Origin of the sequence: Salinisphaera sp. (assembly GCF_002729955.1) — a bacterium.
GTDB lineage: Bacteria > Pseudomonadota > Gammaproteobacteria > Nevskiales > Salinisphaeraceae > Salinisphaera.
Genome location: NZ_PBYA01000019.1, coordinates 1 through 23,958 on the forward strand (window position 1 = coordinate 1; position 23,958 = coordinate 23,958).

Sequence of the window (23,958 nt, forward strand, 5' to 3'; positions counted from 1 at the left end):
GGCTTTGCGCGCGCTTGATCGGCGTCAGTGTTCGCTACCGTGCCACTTGTTATTGGCTTGGGCACGCTACGCTCTCACTTGCTTGCCAATCGCGCGCAAAGCACGCCGGCGCGACCGCGACGGGTTGTGCAGAGCTTCCCAAGGGCGTGTCGTCATGAGATAAGGCGGCGCATCGGCGGCCAAGCCGCGGCAAGACAAGGCATCGCGAGCGTCGCGTGGTTGTTCCACGTAAGCGAGCCCCTGAAAATCGACTATGGCGCGGGATTGCCGGGGCTTGGCCGTCGACCCTTCGGGTTGCCCGCGCCGGACGCGCCATGCGGCGTTGCGGGTCTTGACCGTGGGCCCGCCACGCTCGGCGGCCCGCGCCTTGCCTGACACGCCCGGCGCGGGCAATGCGACGTCATATCTTATGACGACACGCCCTAGGGCCCGCCGGACTGCTCATCCTGTTGTGCCTCGACTTCCCGCATGCCCGGCACGAACAAACGCGCCATCACGATGCCAATTTCGTACAACAGATAGATCGGCACCGCGAGCAGCGTCTGCGAAATCACGTCGGGGGGCGTAAGCAGCATGCCGGCCGCAAAGGCAGCCACGACAACATACGCCCGATAGCTGGCGAGTTGCCGCGGCGTGACAAAGCCGGCCCAGACGATCAGGAAAATGCCGACGGGCAGCTCGAAGGCGATACCGAAGGCCAGAAACATACCGAGCACGAAGTCGAGATAGGCCGATATATCGGTCATCACCGCCACCCCGGCCGGGGCCACGGAGATGAAGAAGCCGAACACCACGGGAAAGACCACGTAGTAGGCAAACGCCATCCCGAGATAAAACAGCCCGGTGCTGGATATCAAAAGGGGCGTGACCAGACGCCGTTCCTGGGCATACAGGCCAGGGGCAACGAACATCCAGACCTGATAGAGCGTCCAGGGCAGCGAAACCGCCACGGCCAACAGCATCGACAGCTTGAAGGGCGCAAGAAACGGGGCTGCCACGCCGGTCGCGATCAGGCTGTTGCCTTCCGGCATATGGGCGAGCAACGGCCCGGAGAGGAAGGTGAACAGATCCCGGGCGAAATACGCCATCGGCAGGAACACCACCAGTATGCCGATGACAACGCGCAGCAGGCGCGTACGCAACTCCAGCAGGTGCGCGATCAGCGGTTGTTCTTCGCCTAGTTGGTCGTCGCTCATGCGTTGCGTTCGTTATCGTTGGCGCGCGTCGCCGCCTCGGATTTAGCGGCGGGCTCGGCCCGTTCGTCGGCGGCGTCGGCAACCGGATTGGCGCTGTCGCCGGCCTCGCTCGTGTGCGCGGTCGGCGCCTGGGTCTGGCGCGGTGCGCGATTGGCCTCGCGCGGGTCGACCTTACGAACGGAATCCACCGTATCGCGCGTGCCGGCCTCGATACGCTCGCGGGTGCGGCGAACCTCCGAGCGCAGATCCTCGACGTTGACCTCGCGTTCGAGTTCGCTGGTCAACCCGCGCACATAGCCCTTCGCTCGCCCCACCCAGGTGCCGAGCGTACGCGCGACCACGGGTAGACGTTCCGGGCCGAGCACGATCAGGCCGATGACCGCGATGACGGTCAGCTCCCAGAAACCGATATCGAACATAGGCGTGGTCCGGCTCGATCAGTCCTGCTTGTCGTCGGTTTCGCTTTTCTGGGCGTTGCGACGCTGGGCTTCTTCAACCGGACCGGTATTGGGCTTGGTCTTGCCCAGATCGTCGACCAGCTGCGGATCCTCGGGGCGCTTACGAGCGTCCTGAGTCGTTTCGTCTTCCTTGTCGCCTTCGCTGTCCTTCATGGCACCCCGGAAATCCTTGAGCGCCGAGCCCAGATCGCCGCCCAGGTTACGCAGGCGCTTGGTGCCGAATATCAGCACCACGATCACCAGGAGAATAAGCAACTGCCAAATGCTGATACCACCAATCATATCTACCTCGTTTCAATCAGTTAGCCGGCGTGTCGGGGCGGCCGCGGCCTGCTTTTTCCTCGATGCCGGATACGCCAAAACGCCGGGCGAGCTCTGCTTGCACGGCAGTCGCATCCAGCCCACGTGCCTGCAACAGAACCAGGGTGTGAAACCACAGATCCGCCACCTCGTGGACCAGATGCGCATCGTCGGCCTCGGCGGCGGCTTCGACCACCTCGGCGGCCTCTTCGGTAATCTTCGCTGTGATCGCCGGTGTACCGCCCGCATAAAGCGACGCCGTATAGCTGGTCGCGGGATCGGCGTTGCGGCGCTTGGCCAGCGCCGTATCGAGCTGAGCCAGGATATCGGAATTACTCATGTAGACCGTACATTTCGCTGGGATCGACCAGCACCGGGTCACGTGTTACCCAGCGGCCGTTGTCGTACACCTGGAAAAAACAGGACTCTCGCCCGGTATGACAGGCGACGCCGCCGATCTGTTCAACGATCAGCAGCACGGCGTCGTTATCGCAGTCCAGCCGCACCTCGCGGATGCGTTGCAGATTGCCCGACGATTCGCCCTTGCGCCAGAGCTTGGCACGCGAACGTGACCAATATGTTGCAAAGCCGCTGTCCAGCGTTGCCGCAAGCGATTCGCGGTTCATCCAGGCGAGCGTGAGCACGCGCTGGGTGTCGTAGGCCTGGGTAATGGCCGGTACCAGACCCTGTTCGTTCCAGGCGACCTGGTCGAGCCAGTCGGCCGATCGATCGCCTTCGGTGTCTTGGTTCGTGTTGTCCTGACTCACGGTTTCAACGCTCCAAACTGTAGGGCGTCATCCTACGCTTTCACCGATCGCAAACCCAGCGCAAACAAAATTTGCGTGGTGCGATCGGCGGCGCAACGGTCGTTCCGGGCGTGCCGCCGTGGCTTGATCCCTGCCATGCACGCACGCAGGGCGTGGTTTCTGGCAGGCTTTCGCAGGATCACCGCTTGGATGGACTACACTACCGCGCATGAAGATCATCATTCTGGGGGCGGGCGAGGTTGGCGCAACGCTGGCGGAAAACCTTGCCCACGAATCCAATGACGTAACCGTCGTCGATACCGACGAAGCGCTGCTGCGCCCGCTTCAGGACCGCCTCGATATCCGCGCGGTGCATGGCTATGCCGCGCACCCGGACATCCTGCGCAGCGCCGGCGCCAACGATGCCGACATGATCATCGCGGTCACCGCGGCCGACGAGGTCAACATGGTGGCCTGCCAGATCGCGTATACGCTGTTTCATACGCCGACCAAGATCGCGCGCATCCGTGCGGCCGAATATCTGATCGAGGATCGCCTGTTCCATCAGGACGCGATCCCGATCGACATGAGCATCAGCCCGGAACAGCTGGTCACCGAACATATCAAGCGCCTGGTGCAGTACCCCGGCGCCCTCCAGGTGGTGGATTTCGCCGACGGTCAGGTCCAGGTGGTGGGCGTGAAGGCCTATTACGGCGGCCCGCTCGTGGGCAAGGAACTGCGCGCACTGCGCGAGCACCTGCCGGAGGCGGATACGCGCGTGGTGGCCATCTACCGCCGCGGCAAGCCGATGATCCCGGAAGGCGATACCGTGATTGAGGCCGACGACGAGGTCTTTTTCGTCGCCGCGCGGCGCAACATCAAGAAAGTGATCGGCGAACTGCGCAAGATCGACCGCCCGGTCAAACGGGTGATGATCGCCGGCGGCGGCAATATCGGCCTGCGCCTGGCACTGGCGCTGGAGAATCATTGCCAGGTCAAGATCATCGAGAACAACCCCACCCGCGCTGCCTGGCTGTCCGAGAAGGTGAATCGCTCCATCGTGCTCAAGGGCGATGCCGCCAACGAATCGCTGCTGGTCGAGGAGAACATCGAATCGGTCGATGTGTTCTGTGCGATCACCAACGACGACGAGGCCAATATCCTGTCGGCAATGCTGGCCAAGCGCCTGGGCGCGCGCAAGGCGATGTCGCTGATCAATCGGCTGGCCTATGTGGACCTGATCGAATCCTCGGGCACACAGATCGATATCGCGATTTCGCCCAAGCAATCCACCATTTCCGCGCTCCTCGCCCATGTGCGCCGTGGCGACGTGGTGCGCGTGCACACCCTGCGTCGTGGCGCGGCCGAGGCAATCGAGGCCATCGCCCACGGCGAGCGCTCCAATTCGCGCGTGGTGGGCCGACGTATCGACGAGATCAAGCTGCCGCCGGGCACCACCATCGGCGCGATTGCACGTGGCGACGACGTGCTCATCGCCCACCACGATACGGTGATCGAGTCCGGCGACCACGTCATGCTCTTCATCATCGAAAAGAAACATACCGCGGACGTGGAAAAGCTCTTCCAGGTCGGCGTGTCGTATGTCTAGCCCGGCCATGCGCTTACGAATCGCCCCGGCCTCAAGACCGCCGGCCGACGTATGAAACTGTCGCTGAACTATTACTTCGCGGTCGTCCAGCGGGTGCTCGGTATCCTGCTGATGATCTTCTCCACCAGCATGCTGGTCCCGATGGTCATGGGCCTGGCCTATGGCGACGGCGAGGCCGACGCGTTCGCCATCGGCTTCGTTATTACCCTGCTTACGGGCCTGCTCGCCTGGCTGCCGGTGCGCCACGTGCGGCGCGAACTCAAGATCCGGGACGGGTTTCTGGTGGTGGTGCTGTTCTGGCTGGTGCTGAGCCTGTTCGGTGCCGTGCCCCTGTATCTGGCTGAACGACCGGATATCGGCGTTACCGACGCAGTGTTCGAAGCCGTCTCCGGGCTGACCACGACCGGGGCCACTGTGCTCGTGGGTCTCGATACCCTGCCCCACGCCATTCTGTTCTGGCGCCAGCTGCTGCACTGGATGGGCGGCATGGGCATCATCGTACTGGCGGTGGCCGTGCTGCCGATGCTGGGCGTCGGTGGCATGCAGCTCTACCGGGCGGAAACGCCGGGTCCGGTCAAGGATTCGAAGCTCACACCACGTATTCGCGAGACTGCCAAGGCATTGTGGTATCTCTACCTGTCGCTTACGGGCGTGTGTGCAATCGTATTCTGGATTGCGGGCATGACCGTGTTCGACTCGATCAGCCATGCCTTTTCGGCCATCGCGACCGGCGGTTTTTCCAACCACGACCTGTCTCTGGGCCATCACGACGATCCCATCATCGAGATCGCCGCGATCATCGCCATGATCGTGGGCTCGATCAGCTTCGGCATGCATTTCGCGGTCTGGCGCAGCGCCAATCCGATGACCTATTGGCGCGATTCGGAAACCCGCACTTTTTTGATCATGGTCGTCAGCGCGACCCTGCTCGGCTGTGCGGTACTGCTGATTGCCGGCACTTATGTATCGTTGCCGAATGCGCTCATCAAGGCCATGTTCCAGGTGGTGTCGATCGGCACCACCACCGGTTTCACCACCACCGACTATTCGCTCTGGCCGAGCTTTTTGCCGATGTTCCTGCTGCTGGGCAGTTTCGTGGGCGGCTGCGCGGGCTCGACCACCGGCGGCATGAAAGTGGTGCGCTTCATTCTGCTGGCCAAACAGGGCTCGCGCGAGATCAGCCGGCTGGTGCATCCCAACGCCGAAATTCCGATCAAGATGGGCGGCAAGGTCATACCGGACCGCGTGATTCAGGCGGTCTGGGGCTTTTTTGCGGTCTATATCACCGTGTTCGTGGTGATGTTTCTCATCCTGCTGTCCACCGGGCTTAGCGAACTCACCGCGTTTTCGGCCGTCGCCGCCTCGATCAACAACCTGGGCCCCGGCCTGGGCGAAGTCTCGTCGAACATGGCCGGCCTGCCCGGCCTGGCCAAATGGGTACTGTGCCTGGCCATGCTGCTCGGCCGTTTGGAGATATTCACGCTGCTGGTGATTCTCACGCCGGCCTTCTGGCGCCGATAACCCTGCCTGTATCGGTACACTGGGCGTCATGGCGATGAAAGATCAACTCGAAAAAATGCTTGCCGCCGGCGAGGACAATGCGCTGCTGCGCTTCTCGCTCGGCGAACTGCTCTACAAGGATGGCCACTACGCGGACGCGGCCACCCATCTGGCCGAGGCGGTAGCGCACGACCCGGACTACTCCGCGGCCTGGAAGCTCTACGGCCGGGCGCTGGTCGAAGCCGGCGATCTCACCGCCGGCCTCGACGTGCTCGAACACGGAATCACCGTGGCCGAAGCCCGGGGCGACAACCAGGCTGCGCGTGAAATGCAGGTGTTCGCCAAGCGTGCGCGCAAGCAACAGGCCGCGGATCACTGATGTCGGTCTATACACGCGTCACCGAAGACGATCTGCGCGAGCTGTTGGCCGAATACTCGATTGGCGAACTCGAGGATTTCCGCGGTATTACCGCCGGCATCACCAACACCAATTATTTTGTGGATACGTCCACGGGTCGCTGGGTGCTGACCCTTTTCGAGCAGATGGACAACGGCTCGCTGCCGTTTTTCATGCAGCTGATGGACCATCTGGCCGGCCACGGCGTGCCCGGCGCCCATCCGGTGGCCCGCAACGACGGCGGTTTTCTCAGCCGCGTACAGGATCGCCCGGCCGCGCTGGTTTATCGGCTCGCCGGGGCGAGCATCGAAACGCCCAGCAGCAGCCAGTGCGCATCGCTGGGTGGCGTGGTGGCAGAAATGCACCGTGCGGTCCGCTCTTTCGGCGAGGCCCAGCCCAACCCCCGCGGGCTGGACTGGATTGCACAGGCGCGCGATCGGCTGGCCGAGCGCCTCGACACGGATACGGCCGCCCTTCTCGACGACGAGATCGCCTTTCAGCGCGACAATGCGCGTACTCGCTATCGCGGCCTGCCCGAGGCGGTGATTCATGCCGACATGTTTCGCGACAACGTGCTGTTCGAAGACGACCGCGTTTCCGGCGTCATCGATTTCTACTACGCCTGCCACGACTACCTGCTGTTCGATCTGGCCGTGATCTGCAACGACTGGGCCTTCGACGATGACGGGCTGTATCGAAACGAACACTGGCAGGCATTCATTCATGCCTACCATCGCCGGCGCGCGCTCACCGACGCCGAACATGGCGCCTGGCCCGCCATGCTGCGTGCCGCGGCACTGCGCTTCTGGGCCTCGCGGTTGATCGACTACCACTTCCCGATGGACGGCGACGTGACCCATATCCACGACCCGAGCCCGTTCGAGCGCCTGCTGCGCGCCCACCGCGAGGCGCCGCCCGCGCTGTTAGACGCGCCGTGATCGCGCTCATTCAACGCGTAACCCAGGCAGCCGTGGCCATCGACGACAAGACGGTGGCGGCTATCGGCCCCGGCATACTCGCCCTCGTGGCCGCCGAACCCGACGATGCCCCGGCCCAGGCCGAGCGCCTGGCCGAACGCGTGCTCGGCTATCGCATATTCGCCGACGAGAGCGGACGCATGAACCACGGCGCACTGGAAACCGGGCGCGCGGTGCTCGCCGTGCCCCAGTTCACCCTCGCCGCGGACACGCGGCGCGGCAACCGGCCGGGGTTTTCCACGGCCTGCCCGCCCGAGCGCGCCAAAGGGCTGTTCGATACCTTTGTTGACGCATTGAAAGCCCGTCATCCCGAGCATGTCGAACAGGGCGTGTTCGGCGCCGACATGCAGGTTTCACTGCTCAACGATGGCCCCGTGACCTTCTGGCTACAGGCATAACCGCCCACACGGCTGGGCCCGATGAGGGGCGAGGCCCGCGGCGTTCGCGTTGCCAAACCAATGGGCGTATTATTCCGCGCTTCGGGGTGATGGAAAGGCTCTATTCAGCCAATGAAGGCACGCAGCGCAACGATCGCACGCCAGACCGCAGAAACCGATATCCAGGTCACGCTGGATCTCGATGGCGACGGCGTGTTCGCCGCCGACACGGGCGTCGGCTTCTTCGATCACATGCTCCACCAGATCAGCCGCCACGGCATGATCGACCTGGACGTGCGCGCGACCGGCGATCTGCATATCGACGATCACCACACGGTCGAGGATGTCGGCATCTGTATCGGCCAGGCCTTGCGTGAAGCGGTGGGCGACAAGCGCGGCATCACCCGCTATGGCCATGCCTATGTACCGCTCGACGAAGCGCTGTCACGCGTTGTTGTCGATCTGTCCGGCCGCCCGGGCCTGTTCTTCGCCGCAGACTTCACCCGCGACAAGATCGGCACCTTCGACGTCGAACTGGTGCGCGAATTCTTTCAGGGCGTAGCCAGCGCCGGGGCGCTGACCCTGCATATGGACGCGCTCAAGGGGCACAATGCCCATCATGTGGCCGAAACCCTGTTCAAGGCGTTCGGCCGCGCCCTGCGCATGGCCGTTTCGGCCGACGCCCGCAGCGGCGACAGCATGCCGTCCACCAAGGGCAGCCTCTAAACCCCTTTCTTTTTCGTACGCGATCTTACTATGGCAACCGTCGGCATCATCGACTACGGCATGGGCAATCTGCACTCGATTGCCAAGGCATTGCGCTACGTCGCATCGGACGAGCAGATCGAGGTCAGCTTCGACCCCGACGTGCTCGCGCGCATGGATCGCCTGGTGCTGCCCGGCGTGGGCGCGATCGGCCACTGCATGGACGAGCTGCATCGGCTCGAACTCGACGACATGCTGCGCGAACAGCTGGGCAAGAAGCCGCTGATGGGCGTATGCCTGGGCATTGAAGCGCTCATGGGCCATTCCGAGGAATCCGGTGGCGTGGAATGCCTGGGCGCCTTTCCCGGCGACACCGTGCATTTCGCGGCCCCCGACGCGCAGCCCGACGGCGTGCGCCGCAAGATTCCGCATATGGGCTGGAACCAGGTCCGCCAGGAACGCCATCATCCGCTGTGGAAGGATATCGCGCCGGCCAGCTGGTTCTATTTCGTGCACAGCTATTACGTGGTGCCCAGCGACGAGCGTCATATCGCCGGCACCACCGACTATGGCGTGCGCTTTGCTTCGGTGATTCTGCGTCCGAACGTGTTCGCGGTGCAGTTTCATCCGGAGAAAAGCCAGTCCGCCGGCCTGCAGCTGCTGGCCAATTTTCTGGAATGGGACGGCGCCGCCTGAGCGCCCTTCGCAAGCATCCAGTCGTTTCGACCATTCAAGCCGTAGACGAGGATTATCGGCGTGCTACTCATACCTGCGATTGATATCAAGAACGGCCAGTGCGTACGCCTGCGCCAGGGCCGCATGGACGACGTCACCGTCTTCGACGAAGACCCGGTGGCCGTAGCCGAACGCTGGCTTGCCGAGGGCGCGGATCGGATCCACGTGGTCGATCTCGACGGCGCCAAGGCAGGCTACCCGGTCAACGACCGCGTGATCGGCCAGATCGTGTCCGCCTGCGGCAATGTGCCGGTACAGGTGGGCGGCGGCATCCGCGACGAAGCCGCGATCGAAACCTATCTCGAGCGCGGCGTCGAGTACGTCATCCTTGGCACGCGCGCGGTTTCCGAACCCCATTTCGTGGCCGATGCCGGCGTGGAATTCCCGCGCCATATCATCGTCGGCCTCGACGCCAAGGACGGCATGGTGGCCACCGACGGCTGGTCCAAGCTGTCGAACAACACCGTGGCTGAAATGGCACAGCAGTTCGAGGACGATGGCGTGGTTGCCATCATCCATACCGATATCGGCCGCGACGGCATGATGCAGGGCGTCAATGTCGAAGCCAGCCGCGCGCTGGCCGCCGAACTCACCATTCCCGTGATCGCTTCGGGCGGGGTGACCCGGCTCGACGATATCGAAGCCCTGCTCACCGCCGAGGAAGACGGCGTGACCGGCGCAGTAATCGGCCGCGCGCTTTATGAAGGCACGATCGACCTCGCCGAAGCACGCAAGCTGGTCAACGACCGTCAGTCCAAGTCGAAGGGGTCCGCGTGAGCCTGGCCAAACGCATCATCCCCTGCCTGGATATCGACAAGGGCCGGGTCGTCAAGGGCGTCAAGTTCCTCGAGATCAAGGATGCCGGCGATCCGGTCGAGATCGCGCGGCGTTACGATCAGCAGGGCGCCGATGAACTCGTCTTTCTCGACATCACGGCAAGCCACGAAGATCGCGGCACGCTCATGGAAGTGGTCGAACGCGTGGCTGGCGAAGTGTTCATCCCGCTGACCGTTGGCGGCGGCGTCAGAACCCTGCCCGACGTGCGGCGGCTGCTTTCGGCCGGGGCCGACAAGGTGTCGATCAACACCGCCGCCATCTCGGACCCCAACTTCGTGGCCGAAGCGGCCTATCGCTACGGGTCGCAGTGCATCGTGGTCGCGCTCGACGCCAAGAACGTCGCCCGCAAGGGCGAGGCGCCGCGCTGGGAAATCTTCACCCACGGCGGGCGTAAATCCACCGGCATCGATGCCATCGAATGGGCACAGAAGCTGGTTTCGCTTGGCGCGGGCGAAGTGCTGCTGACCAGCATGGACAAGGACGGCACCAAGTCCGGCTTTGATCTCAAGCTCACCCGCGCGATTTCGGACGCCGTGGACGTGCCAGTGATCGCCTCCGGCGGGGTCGGCAACCTCGAACACCTGCACGACGGCCTCGAGATCGGCGCCGCCGATGCCGTGCTCGCCGCATCGATCTTTCATTTCGGCACGTACACGATCCAGCAGGCCAAGGGCTACCTCGCCGAACGCGGCGTGGTCGTACGCGACCCGATCTACCGCTAGCGCCACCCGTCGCCCGGGTGCCCTGCCCGCGCGGCGCCGGCGACTCGGCGCGAGCCTCGTGCCCGTTATGCAGGCGATCCGCCGATAACGCCGAGTTAAAAGACAGCTGAGCTCGAATTTGCGCCTTGCCAGATGCTTCGGCGTCTCGATGAAGCGCGATCCGGAGGCTGTGACCACCATCTGCGTCGATCTGCGTCGATCTGCGGACAGATTCTTCCGCAGGCATAACCTGTACGGTTAAACGCGGACACCTTTTCGGCCTATGCAGCAGTAGGCTACCAGCCAAGCCCGACAAGTATTATCCGCAGATCGACGCAGATGAACGCAGATCGAAAGCCGGGCGTTTCGATCTTGCTGCCACAGCTCAAACTCACCAGGGGCGCCAACAAACGGCCAGCCCCGAATAGCTCCGCGCTTTTGGTCTGCGTAATCGGCACAATCTGCGGTTGCCCTTCTTGAAACGGCCGCTGAAGCTCGATTGATCGCCGGGCGCGCAAGATCGGCCCGTGCGTGCACGCGAATCAGCCGGGGCCGCGGGCGCTCTGGTGCTCGCTGCTTAAGCCAGCCGTAAGCTTGGGCGCTCGATACTCGGCTGGCTTGTGTTTCCACCCTCTCGGCGTATGCGATGAAGAACAATATCCTGGCGGCTGCCATTCTCGGGCTGTGTCTGGCGGTGGGGCTCATCGTTGGCGGTAGCTATCTCAAGAGCGCGGCCATTCAATGGAAATCGGCCGAGCGTGCGGTCACGGTCAAGGGGCTGGCCGAACGCGAGGTGCGGGCCAATCTTGCCCTCTGGCCGCTGCACTTCACCGTGACCGGCGACGAACTGGGCGCGGTGCAGGATCAGGTCAATCGCCAGGCCGACATCATCCGAAGCTTTCTGACCGATGCCGGCTTCAAGGCGGATTCGATCTCGCTGACCTCGCCGCAGGTGACCGATCGCTACGCCAACAGCTATGGCGATCAACGCCCGCCCACGCGGTATTCCGCCGAGGCCACGGTGCTGGTACGCACGCCCGAAATCGACACGGTCAAACAGGCCATGCCGCGCGTGGGCGAACTGGTGAGCCAGGGCGTGGTGCTGTCGCCCAACTATGAATATCGCACCGAGTTCCTGTTCACCGACCTGGAATCGATCAAGCCGGAAATGATTGCCCAGGCCACCGCCGATGCGCGTAAGGCCGCCCGCCAGTTCGCCGAGGATTCGGGCAACCAGGTCGGCGCCATCCGTTCCGCATCGCAAGGCTATTTCTCGATCGAGGATCTGGACAGCTATACGCCGGACGTGAAGAAAATCCGCGTTGTGACCACCATCGATTACGCCCTCGAAGACTAGCGCCGCAGGAACGCCGGGCACAAAAAAGCCCGGGTTGAAACCCGGGCTTTGCTTTGCACATGGCAGTGCATGGTTCGATCAGGTGGTCTGTTCTTCGTGCTTGCCTTCGGCGATCTCTTCGATCGTCTTGGCACAGAAGGCATCCAGATCGTCCGGCGTGCGGCTGGTGACGAGCGCTTCGTCGCAGACCACTTCGCGGTCTTCCCACTTGGCACCGGCGTTCTGCAGGTCGGTCTTGATCGACGGGAACGAGGTCACCGTGCGGCCCTTGAGCACGTCGGCTTCGGCCAGCAACCACGGGCCGTGGCAGATCGCGGAAACCGGCTTGTGCTGGGCGAAGAAGTCACGCACGAACTGCACAGCCTTGTCGTTCATGCGCAGCGTGTCCGGGTTGGCCAGACCGCCCGGCAGCACGAGGGCGTTGTAGCCCTGGGCCGATACCTGGTCGACGGTCTTGTCGACCGGGATCGGATCACCCTTGGGCTCGCCACCGCTTTCGCCCTGGATCTTGCCGTTTTCGAGCGAGATCAGTTCCACTTCGGCGCCGGCTGCCTTGATCTCGTCCCACGGCTGGGTCAGCTCCGAATACTCGAAACCGTTCGTGGCCAGAAAGGCGACCTTCTTGCCTTTGAGTTCGTCGCTCATCACAACTCCAATTGGTTGATGAATCAGTACACTACCAATCCTGCGGCTGTGCGTGGTCGTTTCAACTCCGTAATGCTACTTACCGTGGACGACGAAGCTCAGGTCGCGCTGCGTTCGAGCACCGCATAATAGAAGCCGTCGAAGCCGTGCATACCGGGCGCGATACGCCGGCCATAGCGTTCGGCAAAGCCCCAGTGCGCATTGATGACCTGCTCGTACGCGTCAGGGGTGCGTTCTAGAAAGGCATCGACCACATCGACGCCCTCGGCACGCAGGATCGAGCAGGTGGCATAGACCAGCCGTCCACCGGGCGCGAGCGTTCGCCAGAGGTTGTCCAGCAGCTCGTTCTGTCGTTCGGCCGCGGCAGCGATATCACTCGGCCGACGCAGCCATTTGATATCCGGATGGCGACGAATCACGCCGGTACCGCTACAGGGCGCATCGAGCAGGATGCGATCGAAGGCGCGGCCGTCCCACCAGTCATCGACTGCGCCCGCATCAGCAGCCTTGACCTGCGCACGGGTACCGACACGCCGCAGGGTTTCATCGAGCGTTTCGAGTCGTGCCGGGTCGATATCCAGCGCCAGCAGATCGATATCGCCGCGTTCGAGCAGATGAGCACTCTTGTTGCCGGGGGCCGCGCATGCGTCGAGCACGTAATCGCCGGCGCGTGCACCCACCAGGCCCGCGGCAAGCTGGGCGGCGCCGTCCTGAATCGAGACGTCGCCGCTGGCAAAGCCGGGCAGATCCCGTGCCGGTATCGGCGTGTCGAGGGTGAATGCACTGTCGCAGACGCGGACCGCTTCGCTGGAAATTCCGGCGTCGGCCAGCCGCTGTATCGCGCCGTGCCGATCGCCGCGACGGGCGTTGGCGCGCAGATGCATTGGCGCAGGCCGATTGCCGGCCGCGAGCACGTCCGGCCACAGGCTGCCCCAGTCGGTTTCGACCATGCGCACCAGCCAGTCGGGGTAGCCGTAGCGCACGCCGACCGCCAGCTCTGCCGAATCGAGCCGACTGCCCTCGCGCTGATGACCTCGCAGAATGGCGTTGACCATACCGCGTGCCTTGCCGAGCTTGAGCATCGCCGTGGCCGCCACCGTTGCATGCACGGCGGCATGCGCGGGAATACGCATGGCCTCGAGCTGCAACAGCCCGACCAGCAACAGTGCACGCAGCAACGGCTGCGGCTTGCGCGACAGCCGGGGTGCAAGCAGCGCCTCGAGGCGGCGATAGTCGCGTAATACGCCGTAGGCCAGCGCCGAGGTCAGCGCCCGATCGGCGCCGTTCATCTGCGCAGGCAGTTCGGCCAGGGCAGCGTCGAGGCTGCGCCGATCGTTCATTACCGCCGACACACAGCGTGCGGCCAAGGCGCGCGGCGCTGCGCCTTCCTCTACGGCTGGCTGCTTTTCGCGGGGTCGCGATCTACTCAAAACGCTGTCCGACCCAGTCGCGCCCGTTCACTGCCGCGGCGGCGTCCATGCGCTTCTTGCCGGGCAGCTGCAGCTCTGTCACCCGCAGCGTGCCCGCGCCGGTGGCGATATCGATACCTTTGGGGCTGGCCGCGACCACCGCACCCGGTTCGCCAGCCGTACCCGCGGCAGGGGCGGCCCGCCAGAAGCGTACCGGCTGGCCGTTGAGTTGGGCATGGGCCACCGGCCACGGCACGAAAGCACGTACCGCGCGGGCGATCTCGTCGGCGCCGGCACGCCAATCGATCGCGGCCTCGCCCTTGTCCAGTCGGCGGGCATAGCAGGCCTGGGCATCGTCCTGTGTTTCCCCGCTCACACCCTGTTCGACGCGCCCGAGCAGCTCTGCCAACTCCGCGGCGCCCAGAGCGGCGAGACGGTCGTGCAGCTCGCCCGCGGTGGTATCGCTATCGATCGGCACCGCCCGGCGTACCAGCATGGGGCCCGTATCCAGTCCGGCGTTCATCTGCATGAGGGTCACGCCGGTTTCGCTATCGCCGGCCAGAATCGCGCGGGCGATCGGCGCGGCACCGCGCCAGCGCGGCAGCAGCGAGGCATGCACGTTGATACAGCCGTAACGCGGCAGTGCGAGTACCTTTTTAGGCAACAACAGGCCGTAGGCGACCACCACCATCAGATCGGGTTCGAGCGCGGCGAGTTCCTCGAACGCTGCCTCTTTTTTGAGCGATAGCGGCTGCTGAACCGGCACGCCCAGCTCCAGCGCACGCTGCTTGATCGGCGACGCCGCCAATTTGCGGCCCCGCCCGGCCGGTCGATCCGGCTGGGTGAGTACACCGGTCAGGCGATGCGAGCTCGCTGCGATGGCGTCGAGACAGGGCAGCGCGAATTCGGGCGTGCCGGCAAAAACGATGTTCACGGCTTATTCGTCGCTTTCGGTCGCGGGTTGCTGGCGGGCGGCCTTGGCCAGCTTGCGGCGAATACGCTCGCGCTTGAGCCGGGAAAGCTGGTCGATATAAAGCCCGCCGTCGAGATGTGCCAGCTCGTGCTGAACGCACTGGGCGAGCAGGCCTTCGGCGTCCATCTCGTAGCGCTCGCCGTGGCGATCCTGGGCCGCAAAACGAACGCGGGCGTAGCGTTTGACCTTGTCGTAGTGATCCGGCACCGACAGACAGCCTTCGTCCACGGTTTCCAGATCCTCGGCGGAGAGGATTTCCGGATTGCACATCACGATCTGTTCGTTGCGGTCTTCCGAACAGTCCATGACGGCCACGCGACGCGTATCGCCCACCTGTGTGGCGGCCAGACCCACGCCCGGGGCGTCGTACATGGTTTCGAACATGTCGTCGATAAACTGCGACAACGTTTCGTCGAACTCGGTGACCGGCTCGGTGCGTTCGCGCAGCCGCGGATCGGGGAAATGCAAAATCTCGAGAATCGCCATATTCTATCGGTGGTGTGCGTCACAAGTGGGCCGGCCATCAATAAACCATCTGACTGGCCGATAACGAAAAAGCACGTGGCATGGCACGTTCGAGCGCTATCAACCCGACAGGAAAACACTTTCCATATCGGCGCAATAGCGCGAGTATGCACAGGCAGGCGCGCCGCGGCCAGCGGCCGCGAAGCCTGCAAAAACAAATGCCGGGCAAAAGCCGTCATCTGTTTGTGCAGGGGTTGCAGGACGGCTGACCGTCAGCTGTCTTGGTGTGGGGTCAATCATTGGGGGGCGCGTCCTGGATGCGAGAGTATAACGATTTGAAGCAGGCCATGAAGTGTGCCGGCACCGGTCTCACCCTGGCCCTGGCGGCCGTTTTGAGCGGCTGCGCTCATCAGCAGCCCGAGCCCGACCTGGCCCCCGCGCCGTCCACGCCGCTGCCGGAACGCGCGCCGCCCGTCGTGCGGGAAAACACGGTCAACCAGCAGCTACGCGCGGATGCGCCGCTGCGCTATGTGGTCAAGAAGGGCGACACGCTCTGGGATATCGCCGGCTACTACCTGCGCGACCCCTGGTACTGGCCGCAGCTGTGGTACGCCAATCCGGATATCGCCAACCCGCATCTGATCTATCCGGGTGATGTGCTCATTCTCACCCGTGACGCCGACGGCAACTTCCAGCTGCGCCGCGCCGGCACCAAGGTGCTTTCGCCGCGTATCCGCGAAAGCTCGCTGGAATCGATCGTCACCATACCCATGGACGCGATCCGACCCTTTATTACCGGGCCACGCCTGGTGAGCGCCGAAGAACTGGCCGACGCACCCTATATCGTCTCCTTCATCGACGAGCATCTGGTCGGCGGCAAGGGCACGGTCAGCTACGTGCGCGGCGTGGACAACCAGGGCCCGGCCGACGGCCGCTTCAGCCTGGTGCGCGATGCCGGCCCGTACAAGGACCCGGACACCGGCGAAATCATCGGCCAGCAGGCCGTTCCCGTGGGTGAAATCCAGATCATCGAACCCGGCCCGGTCGCCAAGGCGCAGATCACCAAGAGCTATCGCGAAGCGCTGGTGGCCGACCGCCTGCTGCCACTGGAAACCGAGGATCTGGTTCGCGATTTCTATCCGCATGCGCCGGAGCGCGCCGTCGAGGGCCGCATCATCTCCGTTTACGACGGCGTGTCGGCCATCGGCCAGTATCAGGTGGTCACCCTGAGCGTGGGCCGTAACGACGGTATCGAACGCGGCCATGTGCTGGATATCTTCGAAGCCGGGCGCGTCGTGCTCGATCCGGTCAAGGGCGGTCAGGTGCGCCTGCCCGAACTCAAGTCCGGCGAGCTGCTGGTATTCAAGACCGACGCACGCGTGAGCTTCGCGGTGATCATGCGTGCCGAGCGCGCGGTGCATATCGACGACTTCGTACGCACGCCCAAGCGCTATTGATACGGCATGAAATGCCTTCATGCTGATGGATATTGCGAATACGGCTCGCCTTGCGAGCCGCGATTTCAGCCGGGGCTTTTCTGAGAAATAAAGCCATACAGGTGTCGTTTTCTTCTATTAAGGAAGGCTGGGTCCTGCAGCGGATTGGCTGCTGCGCCGTTGACCCGTGCCTGACGGCAGCCCGGCAAGCGCCAACCCAACCATGAGCTGCCGCGCCGCCCTTCGGCTGGCCTGCACGCCGGGCATCGGTGCGGTTCTGGGCAGCCGGCTGATCGACCATTTCGGCAGCGCGGAACGAGCCGTGGCCGCTGGTGAGCGCGCCTGGCGCGAACTGGGCGTGCCGCGCGCGGCCTGTGCCACGCTTGCGGCCCACGACAACGCCCGGGTCGACGAGACCGAGCGCTGGCTCGAAGCACCGAACCGTCACTTCATCTCCCGCGACCATCGCCACTACCCGAACGCGCTGGCCGAACTCGACCCGGCCCCGCCCTGGCTGTACGGCGTGGGTGATACCGAACTGCTCAACTATCCGGCGATCGCGATCGTGGGCAGCCGCAACCCGAGCCCGGCCGGGCTCGAGGCCGCGCGCGAATTCGGCCATGCGCTGGCAAGCGCCGGGCTCGTGGTCGTCTCGGGCCTGGCCCGGGGTATCGATGCCGCCGCCCACGAAGGCGCGCTCGCCGCCGACGGCATGACGATCGCGGTCTGTGGCACCGGCCTCGATCGCGTGTACCCGGCCATGAACCGGGATCTGGCCGAGCGCATCGCTGACAACGGGTTGATGGTCTCGGAGTTCAGCCTGGGCACCGAGCCCAACCGCGGTAACTTCCCGCGTCGCAACCGCATCATCGCCGGGCTTTGTACCGCTACGCTGGTCGTCGAAGCCGCCCGAGCCTCGGGCTCGTTGATCACCGCGCGCATGGCCAGTGCGGCCGGGCGCGAAGTGTTTGCCCTGCCCGGCTCGATTCACAACCCGCTGGCGCGCGGCTGCCATCAGTTGATTCGCGACGGCGCCAAGCTGGTGGAAACCACCGAGCACATCCTCGAGGATATCGCCGGCGTACTCGATGGTTATCGTCGACCCGCTTCGTATCCGGCTGATCATGCAAGCGAAGACACTGGCGAGCCGGCCGGCGCTGCCGCCGAGAACGACACGCATGCAGCACTACTGGCCGCCCTCGGCCATGGCCCGGCACGGGTGGACGACCTGGTGGCCCGTACAGGCTGGTCGGCAGATGCGGTATCATCCAGTTTGCTCATCCTGGAACTGGAAGGTCGTGTCCAGGCAGGCCCCGGCGGTGCCTATACCCGCACCGTGTCATGATCGAGGGGCTGACTGACCGCCACGGTTCACATACGACGGATCTGCGCCGATGAACGAAAACCTGCTCGACGTACTGCTCTATCTGTTCGAGAACTTCTCGCTGGCCGATGCCGAGCATATGTCCAGCGTGCGCGACGATCTGGGCGATGCCGGCTTCTTCGACGACGAAATCGACGACGCCTTCGCCTGGATTCGTGCCACTGACCCCGCGGGCCAGTCCATGGCCGACACGCCCAGCGACGATGCCATTCGCGTGTATGCCGAACGGGAAATGCAGGTTCTGGACGCGGAATGCCGGGGCTATCTGGCCGCGTTGCAGCAGGCCGGCGTGCTCAGCGCCACGGCCCGCGAGATCGTGATCGATCGCATGATGGCGCTGGCCGAAGATGCGTTCGAAGGCGCCGAGATCGAACAGCTCAAGTGGGTGGTGATGATGGTGCTGTCGTCCAGCGGCCAGGACCAGGCCTATGCCCGCATGGAAGCAATGATCCATGCCGAATCGCCGGGCGCCAGCCACTAGGCAGGTGCTTGGCCTGGCGCATGCCCGCGCCGACCGCGAAACGGCCGACACGGTTGACGTGCCTCGGTCGCGCATGCTTCAAAGGCTATGCTAGTGTGCAGCGCCCTGCGCAGCAGTGCAGCCCCCAATCCTTAAATATAGCGTGAATCGATGAGTCGCAATCTCGTCATCGTGGAATCGCCGGCCAAGGCCCGGACGATCGAAAAATATCTCGGCAAGGACTACGAGGTGCTTGCCTCGTACGGCCACGTGCGCGACCTCGTGCCCAAGGAAGGCGCGGTCGATACCGAGCACGACTTCGCGATGCGCTACGACATCATCGACCGCAATGCCAAGCAGGTCGACAAGATCGCCCGCTCGCTCAAGAAGTCGGACGCCCTGCTGCTGGCCACTGACCCCGACCGCGAAGGCGAGGCCATTGCCTGGCATCTGCTGGAGCTGCTGCGCGAACGCGGCCTGCTCGAAAACAAGGAAGTCGCCCGGGTGGTCTTTCACGAGATCACAAAGAAAGCCGTCGGTTCGGCCGTGGCCAACCCGCGCACCATCTCCGACGATCTGGTCAACGCCCAGCAGGCACGCCGCGCGCTCGACTATCTCGTGGGCTTCAATCTGTCGCCGCTTCTCTGGCGCAAGGTTCAGCGCGGGCTGTCGGCGGGGCGCGTGCAGTCGCCCGCCCTGCGCCTGATCTGCGAGCGCGATGCCGAGATCGAGGCGTTCATCCCCCAGGAATACTGGAAGATCGAAGCCCAGGTGGAAAAGGACGCGCAGCCCTTTAGCGCGCGCCTGTCGCAGCTGGACGGCGAAAAGGTCGAACAGTTCACGGTCAACAACCAGGGCAGCGCCGACGCGGCCCTGGAAAAACTCACCAGCGCCGCCCAAGGCCAGCTGCGGGTGGTCAAGGTCGACCGCAAACAGCGCAAGCGCAACCCGGCGCCGCCGTTCACGACCTCCACGCTGCAACAGGAAGCCGCACGCAAGCTCGGCTTTACCGCCAAACGCACCATGCGTACGGCCCAGAGCCTGTATGAAGGCGTGTCGATCGATGGCGCCGAGGCCACCGGCCTGATTACCTACATGCGGACCGACTCGGTCAGCCTGGCCGCGGACGCGGTCAACGAACTGCGCTCGATGATCGGCAAACGCTACGGCGACAAGAACCTGCCGGACGCCCCGCGCAGCTTCAAGACCAAGTCCAAGAACGCCCAGGAAGCGCATGAGGCCATCCGCCCGACCGAAAGCGCGCGTATTCCGGATGAAATCAAGTCGAACCTGACCAGCGATCAGGCGCGTCTTTACGAATTGATCTGGCAGCGCACCGTCGCCAGTCAGATGATGCATGCCCTGTTCGATACGGTATCGGCCGATCTGGCCGCCGGCGACGATGCGAAGCACCTCTTTCGTGCCTCGGGCCGCACCCTGCGCGAACCGGGCTTTCTTGCCGTCTACAAGGAAGGCAAGGACGACGACAAGGCCGATGACGACGCCGACAAGCGCCTGCCGCATCTGGAAGAAAACGAGCTGCTCAAGCTCGCCGAGATCATTCCCACCCAGCATTTCACCGAGCCGCCGCCGCGCTTTACCGAAGCCGCGCTCGTGAAAACTCTCGAGGAATACGATATCGGCCGGCCCTCGACCTATGCCTCGATCATTTCGACGCTGCAGGATCGCGAATACGTCGAAATGGACGGCAAGGCGTTCATGCCCACCCCGCTGGGCAAGATCGTCAACAAGTTCCTGACCGATCACTTCACCCGCTATGTGGACTACGAGTTCACCGCCAACCTCGAAGACCGGCTCGACGCCGTCTCGCGTGGCGAGGAACAGTGGCAGCCGTTGCTCAAGGAATTCTGGGATCGATTCTCCGAGCAGATCGAATCCAAGCAGGATCTGTCGCGCGAGGAAGTCGCCCAGGCCCGCGAACTCGGCACCGATCCCAAATCCGGCAAGCCGGTGATCGTGCGCATCGGTCGTTTCGGGCCGTTCGTGCAGATCGGCTCCAAGGACGACGAGGAAAAACCCAAGTTCGCCGGCCTGCGCAAGGGCCAGGACATGGACAAGATCACCCTCGACGAGGCGCTATATCTGTTCAACCTGCCCCGCGATCTGGGCGAAACGCCCGAGGGCGAGGAAATTCAGGTCAACATCGGCCGCTTCGGCCCCTATGTGCGCTTTGGCAAGAAGTTCGCGTCGATCAAGGAAGACGACCCGTACACGATCTCCAAGGAGCGCGCGCTAGAGGTCATCGCCGAGAAGAAGGAAGCCGACGCCAAGAAGCTGATCAAGCACTTCGAGGCCGAGGGCATCAAGGTCCAGCACGGCCCCTTCGGCCCCTACATCACCGACGGCAAGAAAAACGCCAGCGTGCCCAAGGATCAGGAGCCGGCCGAGCTCACCCTGGAACAGTGCCAGGAGATCATTGCCAAGGCACCGGAGAAGAAAAAACGCGGGCGCAAGGGCGCGGCTGCGAAGAAGGACAGCGCGAAGTCCAGCGCCAAATCGACGACGTCGAAGGCCAAGACCGCCAAGAGCACGACGGCGAAAAAGAACGGCGCCGCGAAGACCGCGACCAAGGCCAAGAACACGACCAAGGCCGCCCCCAAGAAAACAGCGGCCAAGAAGGCGCCCGCGAAGTCGAGCACGAAATCCGCCGGCAAGGGCGACGCCTGAGCCGCGCCTGCCTGATTCGACCGATTGTCTATGAGCCGTAAGCCCCAGCGCGCCGTTGCGCGTGTAAGCCCCCATCGCCTGCGCCGCGCTGCGCGTATTCTTCATGATGGCGGCGTGGTCGCCCACGCCACGGAAGGTGTCTGGGGGCTGGCCTGTGATCCGCTGGATCCGGCCGCCGTACTGCGCCTGCTCACGATCAAGCATCGCGATATCGATCGCGGCCTGATCGTCATCGGCGCCGATCGCGAGCAGCTTGCGCCGTTTGTTTCGGCTGATGCCGATCAGGCCTGGGCCCGTGCCACCGACAGCTGGCCGGCGGCCCTGACCTGGCTACTGCCCGCCGCCGACGATACGCCCTGGTGGCTGACCGGCGCGCACGACACCATCGCCCTGCGCCAGACCGCCCATGCCGACAGCGCCGCACTGTGTCGTGCCTTTGGCGGCGCGCTGGTTTCCACCAGCGCCAACGTCAGCGCGCGCCCGCCGGTCCGTAATGGCTGGCAGGCCCGTGCCCGCTTGAAAAAGTCCGGTGGCGGCGTCGACATGATTCTGGGCGGCGTGCCGGACACACCCGGGCGCGCCAGCACCATTCGCGATGCGCGCACCGGCGACACCCTGCGCGGAGGCTGAGCATGAGCGCCGATAGCATCGATTCCGATCGCGTCATCGCCTGGTTCCGTGAACTGCAGGACCATATCTGCCAGCGCCTGGCCGATCTGGAGCCGGGCCTGGATTTTCATATCGACGCCTGGCAGCGCCCGGCCGGCGGCGGCGGCGATACCCGCGTGCTCGCCGACGGCGAAACCTTCGAACGGGCCGGCGTGAATTTCTCGCGGGTGACCGGCGACAACCTGCCGGCCTCGGCCTCCGCACGCCGGCCGGAGCTTGCCGGGCGTTCGTTCATCGCCACCGGCGTGTCGGTGGTGATTCACCCGCGCAACCCCTATGCGCCCACCGCCCACGCCAATGTGCGCTTTTTCGTGGCCGAAAAGGAGGGCGAGGCGCCGGTGTGGTGGTTCGGCGGCGGCTTCGACCTGACGCCCTACTACCCGTTCGAAGACGACGCCATCGCCTGGCACGAGGCCGCCCGCGATGCCTGTGCGCCCTTTGGCGACGATCTCTATGCCCGCTTCAAAAGCTGGTGCGACGAATACTTCTATCTGCCGCACCGGGAAGAAACCCGCGGTGTGGGCGGCCTGTTCTTCGACGATTTCGACGAGCTCGGCTTCGAGGACAGCTTCGCGTTCATACGCAGCGTCGGCCAGGCCTTCATCGATGCCTATGTGCCGATCGTCGAACGCCGGCGTGACCACGCCTACGGCGAGCGCGAGCGGGATTTCCAGCTCTATCGACGCGGGCGCTATGTCGAGTTCAATCTCGTCTACGATCGCGGCACCCTGTTTGGCCTGCAATCGCGCGGGCGTACCGAGTCCATCCTGATGTCGATGCCGCCGCTGGCATCGTGGCAATATGGCTACAAGCCCATACCCGGCAGCCCCGAAGCCACGCTCTACGAGGATTTTCTCAGGCCTCGTGACTGGCTCGGCGTGGGTTGAACCGGTTGCAGGATGAGACTCGCCACGCGATGCATATCACGCTCACCGAACTGCGCTATCTGATCGCACTCGACAAGGAACGCCACTTCGGCCGGGCGGCCAAGCGCGCCTTTGTCAGCCAGCCGACGCTTTCCGTGGCGGTCAAGAAGCTCGAAGGCGAACTGGGCGTGACCGTATTCGAACGCAACCGCGGCGAGGCCCGGGTCACCCCGATCGGCCGGCGCATCATCGAACAGGCCTATCGCATCCTCGGCGAAGTCAGCGCCCTGGAAACCGTGGCCGAGCAGGGCCGCGACGAACTCAAGGGCCCGCTACGACTGGGCGTGATCTATACCGTCGGCCCCTATCTGCTGCCGCACCTGATTCCGGCGCTGCGCGAGAGCACGCCGGACATGCCGTTGATCATCGAAGAGAACTTCACCGGCGCGCTCACCCAGCAGCTGCGCAACAACGAACTCGATGCCGTGATCGTGGCCATGCCTTATGAAGTGGCCGGTTTCGCCAGCTGGCCGCTCTACGACGAGTCCTTCGTCGTGGTCATGCCGCAGACGCATCGCTGGACTCAGCGCGACGAGATCGATGCCAACGAACTCGCCGAGGAAAACCTGCTCCTGCTCGGGCCGGGCCATTGCTTTCGTGACCAGGTACTCTCGCTATGCGAGGACTGTCGCGATCGCGAGCGTGAACGCCAGCCGCACTCCGGCTCCAGCCTGGAAACCATTCGCCACATGGTCGCAAGTGGCCTCGGGGTGACGGTATTGCCGCGATCATCGATCCCCGGGCTGTCGGAAGAGTCGCGCCTGCTGGAAACGCGTCCCTTCGCCGGCGATGCGCCCATGCGCCGTATTGCCATCGCCTGGCGCAAGAGTTTTCCGCGTCCGCGTGCGATCACGGCCCTGCACGATGCGGTGATGCAGTGCGACCCGAGCGGGGTCACGCTGCTGCCCGACGCGGTGGCCGTCAACGTCGACGACGACACGCCAGCGAACTAAGGAAGCTCTGCATAAACCTCTCACGGATCGCGTTCGAGTCCTCACAGACGGTGCG

At 64.1% G+C, this 23,958-nt stretch carries 26 protein-coding genes; 17 read left to right on the forward strand and 9 right to left on the reverse strand.

All coding sequences use genetic code 11. From position 1 onward, the window contains the following. Positions 1-422: 422 nt before the first annotated feature. Genes tatC through hisI form a run of 5 tightly spaced genes read right to left on the reverse strand, consistent with a single transcriptional unit; the run spans position 423 to position 2,721 of the window. On the reverse strand, positions 423-1,196 hold the full coding sequence (tatC, locus tag CMN27_RS05155; RefSeq protein WP_293624572.1) for a twin-arginine translocase subunit TatC: 774 nt from the start codon (positions 1,194-1,196) through the stop codon (positions 423-425). Further along, positions 1,193-1,615 carry a Sec-independent protein translocase protein TatB gene (gene tatB, locus CMN27_RS05160; RefSeq protein ID WP_293624574.1) on the reverse strand — a complete coding sequence of 141 codons (423 nt, stop codon included), beginning with the start codon at positions 1,613-1,615 and terminating at the stop codon, positions 1,193-1,195. The genes tatC and tatB overlap by 4 nt, the downstream gene beginning before the upstream one ends. 18 nt (positions 1,616-1,633) lie before the next feature. Continuing rightward, positions 1,634-1,936, reverse strand: a complete 303-nt coding sequence (tatA, locus tag CMN27_RS05165; RefSeq protein WP_293624576.1) for a twin-arginine translocase TatA/TatE family subunit — start codon at positions 1,934-1,936, stop codon at positions 1,634-1,636. A 16-nt stretch (positions 1,937-1,952) separates the two neighbouring features. Further along, positions 1,953-2,294, reverse strand: a complete 342-nt coding sequence (locus tag CMN27_RS05170; RefSeq protein ID WP_293624578.1) for a phosphoribosyl-ATP diphosphatase — start codon at positions 2,292-2,294, stop codon at positions 1,953-1,955. Then, the gene (hisI, locus tag CMN27_RS05175) at positions 2,287-2,721 is read right to left on the reverse strand and encodes a phosphoribosyl-AMP cyclohydrolase (protein ID WP_293624580.1); all 435 of its coding nucleotides are present in this window, start codon (positions 2,719-2,721) and stop codon (positions 2,287-2,289) included. Before hisI ends, CMN27_RS05170 begins: the two co-directional genes overlap by 8 nt. A 208-nt stretch (positions 2,722-2,929) precedes the next feature. Here hisI and trkA point away from each other — a divergent pair, with 208 nt between their 5' ends. The 10 genes from trkA (at position 2,930) to CMN27_RS05225 (ending at position 11,895) form a co-directional block, all read left to right on the forward strand. After that, positions 2,930-4,309 carry a Trk system potassium transporter TrkA gene (gene trkA / locus CMN27_RS05180; RefSeq protein WP_293624581.1) on the forward strand — a complete coding sequence of 460 codons (1,380 nt, stop codon included), beginning with the start codon at positions 2,930-2,932 and terminating at the stop codon, positions 4,307-4,309. Between the two features lie 51 nt (positions 4,310-4,360). After that, on the forward strand, positions 4,361-5,830 hold the full coding sequence (locus CMN27_RS05185) for a TrkH family potassium uptake protein (protein ID WP_293624583.1): 1,470 nt from the start codon (positions 4,361-4,363) through the stop codon (positions 5,828-5,830). Positions 5,831-5,864: 34 nt separating this feature from the next. Then, positions 5,865-6,188 (forward strand): tetratricopeptide repeat protein, encoded by a 324-nt coding sequence (locus CMN27_RS05190; protein WP_366515404.1) that lies wholly within the window; start codon positions 5,865-5,867, stop codon positions 6,186-6,188. Continuing rightward, a complete protein-coding gene (locus CMN27_RS05195) occupies positions 6,188-7,144 on the forward strand; it encodes a homoserine kinase (RefSeq protein ID WP_293624585.1) in 957 nt (318 codons plus the stop codon). Before CMN27_RS05190 ends, CMN27_RS05195 begins: the two co-directional genes overlap by 1 nt. Beyond that, positions 7,141-7,581 (forward strand): D-aminoacyl-tRNA deacylase, encoded by a 441-nt coding sequence (dtd, locus tag CMN27_RS05200; protein ID WP_293624586.1) that lies wholly within the window; start codon positions 7,141-7,143, stop codon positions 7,579-7,581. The genes CMN27_RS05195 and dtd overlap by 4 nt, the downstream gene beginning before the upstream one ends. 111 nt (positions 7,582-7,692) lie before the next feature. Continuing rightward, positions 7,693-8,286 carry an imidazoleglycerol-phosphate dehydratase HisB gene (gene hisB / locus CMN27_RS05205; RefSeq protein WP_293624587.1) on the forward strand — a complete coding sequence of 198 codons (594 nt, stop codon included), beginning with the start codon at positions 7,693-7,695 and terminating at the stop codon, positions 8,284-8,286. A gap of 30 nt (positions 8,287-8,316) precedes the next feature. Then, positions 8,317-8,961, forward strand: coding sequence for an imidazole glycerol phosphate synthase subunit HisH (hisH, locus tag CMN27_RS05210; protein WP_293624589.1), 645 nt, complete (start codon positions 8,317-8,319; stop codon positions 8,959-8,961). Between the two features lie 60 nt (positions 8,962-9,021). Beyond that, entirely contained in the window at positions 9,022-9,777 is a 756-nt protein-coding gene (gene hisA / locus CMN27_RS05215) for a 1-(5-phosphoribosyl)-5-[(5-phosphoribosylamino)methylideneamino]imidazole-4-carboxamide isomerase (protein ID WP_293624591.1), read from the forward strand. Continuing rightward, positions 9,774-10,559 carry an imidazole glycerol phosphate synthase subunit HisF gene (gene hisF / locus CMN27_RS05220; RefSeq protein ID WP_293624593.1) on the forward strand — a complete coding sequence of 262 codons (786 nt, stop codon included), beginning with the start codon at positions 9,774-9,776 and terminating at the stop codon, positions 10,557-10,559. The genes hisA and hisF overlap by 4 nt, the downstream gene beginning before the upstream one ends. Positions 10,560-11,184: 625 nt before the next feature. Further along, positions 11,185-11,895: an SIMPL domain-containing protein gene (locus CMN27_RS05225; RefSeq protein ID WP_293624595.1), complete on the forward strand. Its 711-nt coding sequence runs from the start codon at positions 11,185-11,187 to the stop codon at positions 11,893-11,895. Positions 11,896-11,973: 78 nt separating this feature from the next. On the opposite strand, the gene CMN27_RS05230 is transcribed toward CMN27_RS05225, so the two are convergent. From CMN27_RS05230 to def, 4 genes are all read right to left on the reverse strand, one after another. Beyond that, positions 11,974-12,540 (reverse strand): type 1 glutamine amidotransferase domain-containing protein, encoded by a 567-nt coding sequence (locus CMN27_RS05230; RefSeq protein ID WP_293624597.1) that lies wholly within the window; start codon positions 12,538-12,540, stop codon positions 11,974-11,976. Between the two features lie 98 nt (positions 12,541-12,638). Continuing rightward, a complete protein-coding gene (rsmB, locus tag CMN27_RS05235) occupies positions 12,639-13,970 on the reverse strand; it encodes a 16S rRNA (cytosine(967)-C(5))-methyltransferase RsmB (RefSeq protein ID WP_293624599.1) in 1,332 nt (443 codons plus the stop codon). Next, a complete protein-coding gene (gene fmt, locus CMN27_RS05240; RefSeq protein ID WP_293624601.1) occupies positions 13,963-14,883 on the reverse strand; it encodes a methionyl-tRNA formyltransferase in 921 nt (306 codons plus the stop codon). Before fmt ends, rsmB begins: the two co-directional genes overlap by 8 nt. Before the next feature lie 3 nt (positions 14,884-14,886). Next, on the reverse strand, positions 14,887-15,408 hold the full coding sequence (gene def / locus CMN27_RS05245) for a peptide deformylase (protein ID WP_293624603.1): 522 nt from the start codon (positions 15,406-15,408) through the stop codon (positions 14,887-14,889). Positions 15,409-15,704: 296 nt separating this feature from the next. Between def and CMN27_RS05250 the strand changes: the two genes are divergently transcribed. The 7 genes from CMN27_RS05250 to CMN27_RS05280 all read left to right on the forward strand — a co-directional run bounded on the left by CMN27_RS05250 (position 15,705) and on the right by CMN27_RS05280 (position 23,903). Further along, a complete protein-coding gene (locus tag CMN27_RS05250; protein ID WP_293624605.1) occupies positions 15,705-16,844 on the forward strand; it encodes a LysM domain-containing protein in 1,140 nt (379 codons plus the stop codon). A 202-nt stretch (positions 16,845-17,046) separates the two neighbouring features. After that, on the forward strand, positions 17,047-18,168 hold the full coding sequence (gene dprA / locus CMN27_RS05255; RefSeq protein WP_293624607.1) for a DNA-processing protein DprA: 1,122 nt from the start codon (positions 17,047-17,049) through the stop codon (positions 18,166-18,168). A 49-nt stretch (positions 18,169-18,217) separates the two neighbouring features. Beyond that, positions 18,218-18,688: a DUF494 domain-containing protein gene (locus CMN27_RS05260; protein ID WP_293624609.1), complete on the forward strand. Its 471-nt coding sequence runs from the start codon at positions 18,218-18,220 to the stop codon at positions 18,686-18,688. A 150-nt stretch (positions 18,689-18,838) separates the two neighbouring features. Further along, positions 18,839-21,355 carry a DNA topoisomerase I gene (locus CMN27_RS05265; protein ID WP_293624611.1) on the forward strand — a complete coding sequence of 839 codons (2,517 nt, stop codon included), beginning with the start codon at positions 18,839-18,841 and terminating at the stop codon, positions 21,353-21,355. Between the two features lie 30 nt (positions 21,356-21,385). Further along, the gene (locus tag CMN27_RS05270; protein ID WP_293624613.1) at positions 21,386-21,985 is read left to right on the forward strand and encodes an L-threonylcarbamoyladenylate synthase; all 600 of its coding nucleotides are present in this window, start codon (positions 21,386-21,388) and stop codon (positions 21,983-21,985) included. Between the two features lie 2 nt (positions 21,986-21,987). Next, the gene (gene hemF / locus CMN27_RS05275) at positions 21,988-22,911 is read left to right on the forward strand and encodes an oxygen-dependent coproporphyrinogen oxidase (protein WP_293624615.1); all 924 of its coding nucleotides are present in this window, start codon (positions 21,988-21,990) and stop codon (positions 22,909-22,911) included. 29 nt (positions 22,912-22,940) lie between these two features. Further along, complete coding sequence (locus CMN27_RS05280) at positions 22,941-23,903, forward strand: hydrogen peroxide-inducible genes activator (protein ID WP_293624617.1); 963 nt, start codon at positions 22,941-22,943, stop codon at positions 23,901-23,903. Positions 23,904-23,958 lie beyond the last annotated feature (55 nt).